This is a genomic window from Sphingomonas suaedae (assembly GCF_007833215.1).
GTDB classification, from domain to species: domain Bacteria; phylum Pseudomonadota; class Alphaproteobacteria; order Sphingomonadales; family Sphingomonadaceae; genus Sphingomonas; species Sphingomonas suaedae.
In genome coordinates, this window is record NZ_CP042239.1 from 1,945,568 (window position 1) to 1,957,992 (window position 12,425).

General features: G+C 63.6%; 8 protein-coding genes. 6 read left to right on the plus strand and 2 right to left on the minus strand.

Annotated features, from left to right (window positions below):
- The 6 genes from FPZ54_RS09270 (at position 1) to FPZ54_RS09295 (ending at position 9,706) form a co-directional block, all read left to right on the plus strand.
- Positions 1-924, plus strand: coding sequence for a sugar phosphate isomerase/epimerase family protein (locus FPZ54_RS09270; RefSeq protein WP_145846603.1), 924 nt, complete (start codon positions 1-3; stop codon positions 922-924).
- Between the two features lie 317 nt (positions 925-1,241).
- On the plus strand, positions 1,242-1,838 hold the full coding sequence (locus FPZ54_RS09275) for an RNA polymerase sigma factor (protein WP_145846604.1): 597 nt from the start codon (positions 1,242-1,244) through the stop codon (positions 1,836-1,838).
- On the plus strand, positions 1,819-2,772 hold the full coding sequence (locus tag FPZ54_RS09280; protein WP_145846606.1) for a FecR family protein: 954 nt from the start codon (positions 1,819-1,821) through the stop codon (positions 2,770-2,772). The genes FPZ54_RS09275 and FPZ54_RS09280 overlap by 20 nt, the downstream gene beginning before the upstream one ends.
- A gap of 168 nt (positions 2,773-2,940) precedes the next feature.
- Positions 2,941-5,922: a TonB-dependent receptor gene (locus FPZ54_RS09285; RefSeq protein WP_145846607.1), complete on the plus strand. Its 2,982-nt coding sequence runs from the start codon at positions 2,941-2,943 to the stop codon at positions 5,920-5,922.
- Between the two features lie 149 nt (positions 5,923-6,071).
- Complete coding sequence (locus FPZ54_RS09290; RefSeq protein WP_186456979.1) at positions 6,072-8,081, plus strand: S9 family peptidase; 2,010 nt, start codon at positions 6,072-6,074, stop codon at positions 8,079-8,081.
- Between the two features lie 32 nt (positions 8,082-8,113).
- The gene (locus FPZ54_RS09295) at positions 8,114-9,706 is read left to right on the plus strand and encodes an amidase (RefSeq protein ID WP_239019783.1); all 1,593 of its coding nucleotides are present in this window, start codon (positions 8,114-8,116) and stop codon (positions 9,704-9,706) included.
- A 110-nt stretch (positions 9,707-9,816) separates the two neighbouring features.
- Here FPZ54_RS09295 and FPZ54_RS09300 read toward each other — a convergent pair whose 3' ends face one another.
- Positions 9,817-11,100: a metallophosphoesterase family protein gene (locus FPZ54_RS09300; protein ID WP_145846611.1), complete on the minus strand. Its 1,284-nt coding sequence runs from the start codon at positions 11,098-11,100 to the stop codon at positions 9,817-9,819.
- A gap of 28 nt (positions 11,101-11,128) precedes the next feature.
- On the minus strand, positions 11,129-12,424 hold the full coding sequence (locus FPZ54_RS09305; RefSeq protein WP_145846613.1) for a ComEC/Rec2 family competence protein: 1,296 nt from the start codon (positions 12,422-12,424) through the stop codon (positions 11,129-11,131).
- Between the last annotated feature and the right edge of the window lies 1 nt (position 12,425).

Here is a 12,425-nt window from a genome sequence, read left to right on the forward strand (position 1 = left end):
ATGCCGAACATCCGCTACGCCAACATGTGTCACTGGAAGGCGATCCCCTATCGCCAGATCGACAATTTTCGTGAATTCTATTACGAGGACAAGACCAACAGCGCCTATTATTCGGACTGGGACACGATCCTCAAATACCAGTCGGCGCTCGGCTTCCACGGGATCGAGATCGCGCCCTGGGATCTGGCCGATATCCTTCCGCTGTTCGGTTCGCCCGAAAACTTCACCGCGTTCGCGAAGGATCGCGGGGTCGAGGTGATCGGCATGTTCCACGGCGCCCATGCCTCGCACGCCGCCGACCATTTCGACGAAGCCGTGCGATCGGGACGAGAGGCGGTGGACACGATCGTCAGGTTCGGCGGCCAGTATATGAATACCTGCCCGACGCAAAATTATTGCGGCACCGGGCCGCTCAGCCGCGAACAGGTGCAGCAATGCGCCAAGGTGATGAACGAGATCGGCCGCTATGCCACCGATCATGGCGTGAAGCTCGGCCTGCACAACGAGTTCTTCTGCGCGATCAATATCGAAAATCATCGCGAGCTGATCGAGTCGACCGATCCGAAGCTGGTGCACTATTGCATCGACACTGCGCAGATTGCGATCATGGGCGAAGACCTGCTGACCTTCTATAACGACTATCACGACCGGATCAGCACCTTCCACCTTAAGGATACCGGTTCGGCCAGGCAGCCGGACAGCGTCCGCTATGCCCGCGATCCGGAAATCGCTGACGATGGGACTCGGTGGTTCTGGGAGCCCGGCCTGGGCGAACTTGACCTTGCGGGTCTTTACCGCCTGCTCAAGCAACACGCGTTCAAGGGTTGGATGTCGATCGAATATGATGGCTCACCCGATCTCCTCGCGTCGATGGCGCTGACCCGCTATCATCTCGATAGCGTATTGCGGCCAATCTACGATTGATTGGCCGCGCAGCTTCGCGCGACCAGCACGCCCGGTGTCGGCCCGTAATCGGCATTCTCGCTGCCATAACGAATGAACTATGGAGCGCCTCACAGAGCGACAACTCGTGCCGACACCAGCCCGGAAGCTGGCGGATGATGGACAGGCCGGCAGCATCTCGATGCGAACCGCGACCTTCCTGTGGAACGAGATCGACGCACATGTCGGCGGGGTCACGGCGCCGCGCTCCAAGGGCCCTGCCTTCTCAGCGAAGGAAATGATGTTCGATCATCGGAAATGCTGTCCCCGATCGTCTAACAATGTAGCAGTCAGGGCGGATGGATCGGTATTTGGCACGAGACAGGCGCGAGATCATTACCTGGGTGGGGAGCAATATCGTTCCGCACGAGGGGGATCTGCGCGTCCGTTTGCGTCGCATGGCCGTGCCCGAGGATGAGATCGGAGACATTGTTCAGGACGCCTATGTAAAGATTTCCCGGCTCGACAGCGTTGCCCACATCCGCAGTGGACGCGCCTATTTTTTCGCAACCGCGCGCTCGGTCTTGCTGGACCGAATCCGCAGGAACCGGATCGTCCGCATTGACAGCATGACCGAAGCGGAGGCGTTGACGCTGGTCGACGAAGATCCGGGGCCGGAGCGTCGCGTGAGCGCGCGGATGGAGCTGGATCGCGTACAAATGTTGATTGCCGGATTGCCCGATCGGTGCCGAGAAATCTTTGAGATGCGTCGAATCCAAGGTTTGCCGCAGCGGGAGATCGCCGTTCGGATGAACTTGCCGGAGCATACGGTCGAGGCCCAGGCAATCCGGGGCCTGAAACTGATTATGAAGGCGATTGCAGCGGGTGACGAAGGTGTGGTTCGCACGCGCAATCGCAAGATGAAAGAACGAGAGGGTGACGAGCAGCGCAAATGACGACGATGCCGCGCGCTGGGCGATCCGGGTGGAGAACGGAACGCTCGACAGCGACGGGCAGCGCGAACTGGAGGAATGGTTGCGCGCGGACCCGCGCCGCCACGGCGCGCTGCTGCGTGCCGAAGCGACATTGGCGTATCTCAATCGCGGGCGTGCGCTGACCGACCGCGTGATGGATGATGCCGGTTCGGCACCGTCGCGCGGATGGTCCCGGCGGTCATTTCTCGCCACTGGCGGCGTGGCTGCGGTGGTGGTGGCGACCAGCTTGTCGGGTGCCTATCTGCTCCAGCCGGCGCCGATGGAAATTCGCACGGCCATAGGCGAAATCCGCCGCGTTCCCCTGCCGGACGGTTCGGTTGCTTCGGTCAACACCGCCAGCGACATCGCCGTCACCATGGCCGGCACGCGCCGCTCCGTAACATTGAAGGCGGGAGAGGCATGGTTCCAGGTCGCGCATGACACGAAGCGCCCGTTCGTCGTCGAAGCGGGAGAGGTTCGGGTCGAGGCGGTTGGCACCGCGTTTTCCGTCCGCCGCCGCGCAAATGGTGCGAGCATCGTGGTGACTGAAGGGGTCGTCGAAGTCTGGTCCGAAGGGGGCGAGATGCGTCGCACCCGGATCGCGGCCGGATCGCAGGGCTTTGTCGCCAATGAAGCGCCCGTGATCGAGGTAAAGACCGTGCCGGACGGCGCGGAACGCACCATCGCATGGCGCACGGGCGAGCTTGCCCTCAACGGCGAAACGCTGGCCTATGCGGTGGCTGAGCTTAATCGCTATAACAAGCGCCAGCTGGTGGTTGAAAATGTGAACCTGCTTCGCGAACCGATGGTGGGTTATTTCCGCGTGGATCAGCCCGAACAATTTGCGCGCGCCGCAGGAACGGCGCTGGGCGCGACGGTCACGGTCGAGGGTGAGACCATCCATCTCTCTCGCTGAACTGGATGCCTTGGCGCAAGATGCGGCGGCTGGTTTACGACCGCGATTGGAAGCCGGGCTATCTCTGCCGTGGCGTCATTTTTTTGTAATGGGTCATCGGAAACGATCACGCCGCCCGTCCTCTCAATTGGAGGCCATCTGCCAACGCGGCCCCGGGGGAGCGAGAATATGCGCGTATATAGTTCCGGTCAGACGATCCACTCCTGCCTGATGGCGGGCGCAGCTGCGGTTGCCATGACCGCGATTGCCGTTCCGGCAGCAGCGGCGCAAAGCAGGGCGATCGATGTGCCGGCACAGCCCGCTGCGCGCGGCATTCCGGCGTTTGCGAAACAGGCTGGCGTGCAGATCCTTGCCAGCGGCGCACTCGTCCAGGCCAAGCGGACCAACCGCGTGAAGGGCAATTTCACCGTCGAGGAGGGGCTGCGTCGTCTGCTTGAAGGGACCGGACTGTCGGCAAGCCGGATGGATGCCAATGGGATCATCATCATCCGTGCCGCCGAACCCACACAGCAGCGGATTTCGCAGTCGCAAGCCCAGGTCAGCCCCGGTGCCGCGGCCGAATCTCCCTCCACCGCACAGCCCGATGTGGAGGACGTCGTCGTCACGGGAACGCGGATCGACCGCCCTGGATATGAATCGCCGACGCCGTTGCTGCGGGTGACGCAGGACGAGCTGCAGGTCGTAAGCCAGCCCAATCTGGGCGCTGCACTTGCCGAACTGCCCCAGTTCAAGGCTGCGGAATCCCCGGTGACGTCGAGCACAAACGTCGGAGCAGGTCGCTTTCCGGTCAATATCCGCGGTCTTGGCGACAAGCGTTCGCTTCTTCTTCTGGACGGCCGGCGGATGGTCAATGACGATCTGAACACGGTCCCTTCGATCATGGTCAGGAGTGTCGATATCGTGACCGGCGGCGCGTCCGCCGCCTGGGGATCGGATGCGGTGGCCGGTGTGGTCAACCTGCTCATCGACGACAAATATCAAGGTCTCCGCCTTGGCGCAGAGGCCGGGGTCTCCTCACGCGGCGATGCCCAGCAATATAAGTTCGAGGGCAAGTTCGGGACCTCTTTCGCCGATGGGCGCGGCTATTTCGTTTTCGGCGGCGAATATGTCGACAATGACGGCATCGCCCCCCGAACTGCGCGTGCGAATACCGGTCGCTGGTCCACGATGGGCAATACCGCGCTGACGCCCGATGTCGGTTATTCCACCCGGCTCGTCGGCGGCTACATCAATTCGGGCGTGCTGAAAGGCTATGGCTTCAATCCCGACGGGACGTTGCGGACGCCCGATCTGGGCATCGTCGTCGGCAGCAGCATGATCGGCGGCGAAGCGCCCTCCAACGACGATATCAGCGTTCTGGTCGTACCACAGCGTCGCTACGCGGTGATGGGCAAGGCATCTTACGAGCTGACCGACACGCTGAAGCTCAGCGCCGATCTGCGCTATTCGCGCTATTATAACAGCTACCCCTGGTTCGCCAGCCACACGGACAATGTCGTCATCCGGTCCGACAACGCCTTTCTGCGCCCGGAGATCAGCGCGCAGATGACGGCAGCCGGGCAAAGCAGCTTCAACCTGTCGCGCTTCAACGGCGACCTTTCGTTCGCGGATATCGATGTCGATCGGCGCAACATTCAGGGGTCGGTCGCGCTCGACGGCAGCTTCGGCGAAGGGCGCTGGCGCTACAGCGCCTATTACAGCCACGGCGAATATCGCAACAAGCTGCGGACGCCGGGTTTCCTGATTACCGAGAACTTCGCCAACGCGGTAGATTCGGTTCTCAGCCCGACGACGAACGAGCCGATCTGCCGCATCGCGCTGACCAATCCGAACACCGATTGCGTTCCGATCAACCTGTTCGGCGCGGGAGCGCCGGATCAGGCCGCGATCGAGTATGTGACCGGCACACCGGCGTTCGATGCGCTCGACAAGCTCGATACCTATGGTGTCTCGCTGCGCGGCGAGCCGTTCGACCTGCCGGCAGGGCCGGTGTCGATCGCGATCGGCGCAGAGGGACGCAACCTGTCCACCACCGCCGACATCAGCGAGATGGACGAAGCGCGCGCCTATAGCGGGTTTAACTTCAGCGGCTATGCCGGTCGGTACAACGTCAAGGAAGCATTCGGCGAAATCGTCGTGCCGGTGGTGCGCGACGTCCCCCTGTTGCGCAAGCTGGAGCTGAACGGTGCGGTGCGCGTGTCCGACTATAGCACCAGTGGTACCATCTGGTCGTGGAAGGTCGGCGCGACCAATGAGTTCGTGCCTGGCCTGATCGGGCGCCTAACCCGCTCCCGCGATATCCGCGCGCCCAATGTCGCCGAACTCTATACCACGCCGACCATTGCCTATACCGGCATCGTCGATCCGGAAAATCCGCAACTCGGCACGGTCAGCACCCTGGTCGCTGGCGGCGGCAACCCGCTGCTCAACCCTGAATATGCGGATACCTGGACCGCAGGATTCACTGCTGCGCCAATGCGGGGCCTGACCGCGTCGGTCGATTATTTCAACATTTCGATCAAGGACGTCATCTCGTCGCTGGGCGGCCAGAATATCGTCGACCGCTGCTTTGCCGGGAACGCGGATCTGTGCCGTTACGTTCAACGCAACGCCGCAGGCATCATCACCAGCATATCCTCGTCGCAGGTGAACCTTGCCGAGTTCAAGACCGACGGAATCGACGCGGAACTGGCCTATACCCTGCCAGTCAACAACGCCGCGAACGGGCGCGTCAATTTCCGCCTGATCGGCACCTGGGTGAACAGCTCCACCAAGGACGATGGCATTACCAATATCCAGTATGTCGGAACGCAGGGCTATGCTTTTACCGATGGTACGCCGCGGGTGCGGGCGAACGCCTCGATCGGCTATGCCAGCGACAGCTTCAGCGGGATGGTGCGTGGGCGGTTTATTTCGGCGGGCTATTGGGATCGCACGCGCCCGACGCTGGCCAACAACCACATCCCCGCCTATCTCTATGTCGATCTGCAACTGAGCCAGAAGGTGCAGGTCGGCGCGGGCAAGCAGTTTGAACTCTATGGCAGCGTGTCCAACCTGTTCGACAAGGATCCGCCGCTGCACTCGACCTTCACGCCCTATTACGACGTGATCGGTCGCTATATGTCGGTCGGCGCACGCCTGTCGTTCTGATCGCCAAGAACATGTCGCGACCGTCGGGGGCCGACTGTCCGTCCCCCCGACGGTTCGACATCGATCGTCGGAAAGGGCGCAAGATGGTCAATGGCTCGCACCGGCTTCGTGCCGCATCGCCGCGAAGGCACATTCTGGCGGCCTGCCTCTTGCTGTCCGCAGCGGCGACCCCGGCGGTGGTTGCGCAGCCCCAGGCGGACGTGCAGCAACGTGCGTCCCGCACCGTCGGGGCTGAGGATATCCTCGGCCTGACCGATGTGACCGAAACCGCCATCTCACCGGACGGTCGTCACATTGCCTATGTCACCCGGCAAAAGATCGCCAACGGCCCCGGTCGATCCACGATCTGGATCGTCGCCGCAGACGGCAGTTCCGCGCCGCGTCGATTGACGCATGGCGCGATGCTCGACGACAGCCCGCAATGGTCCCCGGCGGGCGACCGGATCGCCTTCCTGTCCAATCGTCCGAACGCCAGCTTGGGCGGTGTCGCCGGTGTCGATATCGACCCGGAAACGAAGCCATCGGCAAAGCCGGGCGCAGGCGATCCGTCGCGTCAATTGTGGCTGATCGCGCTCGATGGCGGGGAGGCGCAACCGCTGACCGCACTCGACCGGGATATCCGGCGCTTTCGCTGGTCCCCCGACGGGCAGACGATCGCATTAATCGCTCCGGACCCACTCACGGCTGATGCAAAGGCGGAGCGCGCAGCCAAGCGGGACTGGGTCGAGGTGGATGCGCCGCGCGATCTTTCGCGCCTGTGGTTGCTCGACCTGACCTCGCGTCATTTGCGTCGCATCGCTGTCGCCGGACGGGCCGTTTCGGACCTCAACTGGTCGCCGGACGGCCAGCGCCTGGCGGTTCGCGCTGCGGCGACGACAGGGCTGAACGACCATTTCTATCATTCCGAACTGCTGGTGCTCGATGCGACCACGGGCAGCGTCGAACGCAAGCTGTTCGACAAGGTGTATAGCACCGGAAGCTGGTCGCCCGACGGCCGCCGGCTAGCCTTCATCGCGCCCGAAGCGAACGTGGTGGGCATTCGCGCCTATGTCGCGGATGTAGCCAGCGGCGCGGTAAAGCAGTTGGGGGCGAAGCTCGACGGCACCATCCGGCAGGTCGAATGGTATCGCGACAACCGCACGGTGCTGGCGCGCACCGCCGTCCACAGCCGCGACATCTTGTATAGCGTGGATGTTCCAACGGATCGCTTTCGCCCGCTGGTCGCGTTCGATGGACGCATCGACGGGTTCGCGACGGCGGCGGATGGCAGCATCGCCCTAACCGGCGATCAGCCCGATCGGTCGGCGGATGTCTGGGTCTATCGCCATGGCGCGCTGCGGCTGCTGACCGACGTTAATCCGCAGATCCGCAGCTGGGCTCTGGGCAAGGTCGAACACGTCAGCTGGAATAGCAGCCGCGACGGACGCCCGGTCTATGGGGTTCTGGTGAAGCCGCCAGCATTTGTCGGGGGCGTTCCGCGCAAAACGGTCGTTCTCGCCCATGGCGGGCCGCATGATAACTGGAGTGCGGGCTGGCAGGGCAGCTGGATGAACTGGGCGCACATCCTCGCCAGCAATGGCTATGTGGTGCTGTTGCCCAACCCGCGCGGTTCGTCCGGACAGGGCACCGATTTCGCGCGCGCGACAAAAGGGGGCTGGGGCAGCCGCGACTATCAGGACGTCGCCGATGGCGTCGACATGCTGGTCGCGCGGAACATCGCCGACCCTGCGCGCATCGGCATTGGCGGCTGGAGCTATGGCGGGTTCCTCTCGGCATGGGCGGTGACGCACGATAGCCGGTTCAAGACCGCAATCGTCGGTGCGGCGGTGACCGACCCGCTCACGATGGCCCTGTCGACGGATACCCCCGATTTCGTCACCGCCTATTTCGGTTTGCCGCCCTCTGCCCTTGCGCAAATGGATGCATCGTCGCCCCTGCGCGCAGTTGACCGGGTGAAGGTGCCTGTATTGGTCCTGCACGGTGAGCAGGACCGGCGCGTGCCGTTGGCGCAGGGACTGGGCTTTTATCGTGGTCTGCAATTGCTGGGCAAGGACGCCCGGATGGTCATCTACCCCCGCGAATCCCATTGGATTTCGGAATTCGAGCATCAGCGCGACATGCAGCGCCGGGTGCTCGCCTGGTTCGACGCTCATCTTTGACGCGCCGAGGACATTTGTAGGGAGATATGTTCGTGCCCAACCGCAATTCGCCCAAGTCCATGCAGGGTCAGGGTCACCCCGGCGGCATGACTCTATCCCGTCGCACGATCCTGGCGGCACCGGCAGTCATGGCTGCGAGCGGTGCCCTGGCAGCGACGAGGCAGGAGTCTTCGACCAGCCTTGTCAACATGGATGCGGTCGATCTTGCCGCCGGACTGCGACGGCGCGATATCTCCAGCCGTGAAGTCATGGCCGCGCATTTGGCGCAGATCGACCGGCTCAATCCCCGGTTCAACGCCATCGTCTCACGGGTTTCGCCGGATCGGTTGATGCAGACTGCCGCCGCCTGTGACGAAGACGCGGCAAAGGGTCGGTTTCGGGGCGTACTGCATGGCTTTCCCCATGCGGTAAAGGACACCGCGCCCACACGCGGCATCGCCTCGACCCAGGGCACGCCGATCTTGCGGAACAACATTCCCGATGCGGACTCGCTGGTCGTGTCGCGGATGCGCGATGCCGGGGCGATCTTCATCGGCAAGACCAATGTCCCGGAGTTCGCGCTGGGGTCGCACACTTATAACTCTGTATTCGGGATCACCCGCAATGCGTGGAATCCGGCGGTTTCGGCAGGGGGGAGCAGTGGCGGCACCGCGGTGGCGCTCGCCCTGCGCATGATGCCGCTTGGCGATGGCAGCGATTTTGGCGGGTCGCTGCGCAATCCTGCAGGCTGGAACAACATCTTCGGATTCCGCCCTTCCTTCGGGCGGGTTCCGTCGGTCCCGTCGAGCGATGTGTTCGGCCAGACCTTTGCCACATCGGGTCCGATGGCACGTCGGGTCCGTGACCTTGCGCTCATGCTGTCGGTGCAGGCGGGTGGCGATCCGCGTGCGCCATTTTCCCTGACCGGCGATCCGGCGCAGTTCGCCGCACCGCTGGATCGGAACTGGAAGGGACGACGGATCGGCTGGCTGGGCGATCTTCAGGGTGGATTCGCGACCGAAGCCGGTGTCCTCGAAACCTGCACGCAGGCACTGTCGGCGTTTCGCGCCATCGGGATGGAGGTCGAAGAGGCAAAGCTGTCAATGTCCGCTGCCGAAATGTGGCGGACGGCGGTGACGTTGCGGCACTGGTCGGTCGGTTCGGACCTGCACGACTATTACACCGATCCGGCAAAGCGCGCGCTGCTCCAGCCCGAAGCAATCTGGGAGGTCGAGGGTTATCTCAAGCTCACCGGGCGTCAGGTCGCCGAAGCGTCGCAGGCGCGCTCGCGCCTCTATCAGGCGTTTCGCGAGCTGTTCGAACGGTATGACTTTCTTGTTCTGCCGTCGGCACAGGTGTTCCCGTTCGATGTCGAGACCCGCTGGCCGCGCGAAATCGCCGGACAGGCGATGGACAGCTATCACCGCTGGATGGAAGTCACGCTGCCGCCGACCATGGCCGGGCTGCCAACGCTTGCCGTGCCGGCGGGGTTCGGGGGCGCGCGCAAGCTGCCCATCGGCCTTCAGATCATCGGTCCCAATCATGCCGATCTGCCGGTTCTGCAAATCGGCCATGCTTATGAGTTGGCCTCACCATGGATTCGCAGCTCATTGCCGGATGCGCTTGCTGGTTCCGCGAGGGGGTGACCGGATACGGCCATGCGACCTGATATGAGGCTCGCGTGATCAATCTGACCAGCCAAGGTGGCAGTTCGTTCAGCATGACCCAGGCTGGCCAAGACGTGCGGGTCGCCACCTCACGGTTTACCCGGAGCGCCGAAGCGGCGGTGGAAGTCGGTCAGCTCAATCGTGAACTCGTCGCGCTTGAGATAGTCCGCATCGGACAGCGCGGCCTGCCGGTCCCGCGCCTTGTACCAGTCGGCATAAGTCGGAAGCTCGGACGCGAACTTGCCATAATGGGTGGAATAGGTGCGGACCCTGATCGACGGTTGCGCGCCATCGAGGCGGAACTGCATCAGGCGCATCCAGCCGTCGCCGATCTGCTTGCCCTCGGCACCGGCTTCCTTCGCGGTCTGGCCGCGGCCCTGATAGTCGGCCATCACCTGATAGACGCGGCTGCCCGCGCGATTGGTGTCGATGCTGAATCCCTGCCCGCCGACATGGCCGCTGAGCACCATGAAAATCTGGTCGTGGCGGCTGATGAATTCGTCCCACATCATTTCCGGATCATTGTCGCGCGGGTCTAGGATGCTGTTGCGCGGGTTTGACTTCATGTGGCGCTTGCCGTCGCGGCCGAGATAGTCGTGGGTCGAGACGATGGTGGGCAGCCCGGCGAACCGCGCGACCACGCCGCTGGCCCAGGCAAGCGAGGCGTCGGGCGCGTGATATTGAAGCGCGATGTGCAGGAACCGGCATTTCCCGGCGGTGAAGACCTGGGCGCTGTCCGCGCCGCCATCGTGCGAGGCGACGTACCAGGGCTGTCCGGCGAAGAAGGGCGAGGTGTCGGAAAAAGCGGACTGAAATCCGCGCAATCCGCCGACATGGCGCACGCCCGCCGCGCCGGTTTCGGGCTTGGGCGGATGGGCCGGATCGGTCCACAACGCATCCATGTCATGGTTGCCCGGCACGACCGAAAAGGGCAGCTTGCCCGCGATCAGCTCAAACCCCTGCACCGCGACCGGGATCTCGAACGCGCGGGTCTGGACCTTGGGCGACATCGCGACTTCGGAGCCGCCATTGGACATCCACTTGAACCCGCGTGCGGCATGGTCGGGGTCCATCCACACCGAATAATGTTGCCAGATGTCGCCGACATGGGTGGCAAAGACGATATCGCCGCCTGCGCTGCGGGCGTTTTCGCCGATCCACTGCATCTGCCGATAATATTGCTCGGCCGCGTCGAATGGGAACCCGGCGGATTTCTGATGCCGGTAATCGACATAGTTCTGGGTGTCGGGAATGACGCCGACCGTGAAGTCTCCGCACGCGCCGGTGCGATAGCCTTCCGCCGCCGCGAGTGGAACGGACAGCATCGTCAACAGTGCGAACCCACAGGTCGCGAGCGTGCGGCGGATGGTCATGGCGAAATCTCCGGAGGCGTGGGAGGGGTCACTGGCTGGCATAGGGACCGAACACGGCCTTTACGCGCTGGGCTTCATCGGTGTCGTCGAGCACGAAGACGCGGTAGCTCGCTCCGCCCGGAGCGACGCGGATAACGACATGGCCCTGCGTGCTCGCGGCCTTTTCGACGCCATAGGTGGTCGTGAAGGTGGCCGGGGAGACATTGGTGATGAAGATATCGCGCGGCCCCGGCCAGGTGGCCTGGGAGGTCATTCGCTTGAACGTGTTGACCGATGGATGCCCCTCTGCGCGGGAGGGGATGACGATGACGCGCGGGCGCAACAGGCGCAGGAAGGGCGCGCTGTTCGCGTCCCAGCTTCCGTGGTGATTGGCCTTCATCGCGTCGACGGGACCGCTCGCCAGCGCCACCGGCGTTTCGACATGCTTCCACCCCTGTTCCGGGGAAAGCGTTTCGTCCTCCAGCGCGGAGAGGTCGCCGCCGGTGAAATAGTCGAACCGGCCATAGGTGACGCGAAAGGCGATGCTGAGCTTGTTCTCGTTCGGCATGTCCTTTGGCGACATGCCTTGCAGCGAGGGGAAGAGCGCGCGGCTGCCGGAGCCTGTGCCGGACCAGACCGTGCCGTTTGCGTAGAGGTTGCGGATTTCGAACTGCGGATAGTCTTTCGGCGCATGGCGCAGCGTCAACTGGTCGTTGCGCCCCGGCACGAAGCGTTCGGCGCGCAACCCGCGATTCTGGGCCTGCCACGCGAGAAAGCGCCGATAATTCGCGACCGTGCGCCCCTTGACCGGTTCCGGATAGTTATAGTCCGGCCATGCCCGGTCGATGACCGTGAGGATCGGCAGATGCTCGGCAATCTCGGTGATACCGCTCAACCGATAGCCACCGGCACGCGCGCGCGGCGAGTCCGCCACGATCGCGCCCATATGGTCGCCATGAAAATGCGAGATCAGCGCATAGTCGATGCCGCGCGCCTTGGTCGCCGGAAGCAGCCTGGCAATATAGCGCGCCACCCATTCGCCCGGCGGACGTGAGGCGTCGGGCCTGGTGGGGAGGGAAAAGGGCGGCGTCTCGACCGTCTTGCCACTGGCATCGACCAGCATGTTGGTGCCATCGGGGAGGATCAGGAACGACGCCTCGCCCCGCCCGGTATTGATGTGATGAATGTCCAGCATCCCCGTCTGCCAGGGCGATAGCGGCTTGCCCAGTTCCAACGCCGCCGGGGCCTTGCCCAGCGGCGGCGTTGGCGCGGTCTGGGCGTCGGCGGGCGCCACCGACAGGATGAGCGCCGCCGACAGGGCGAGGCCGTACCAGTTCGTCTGCATG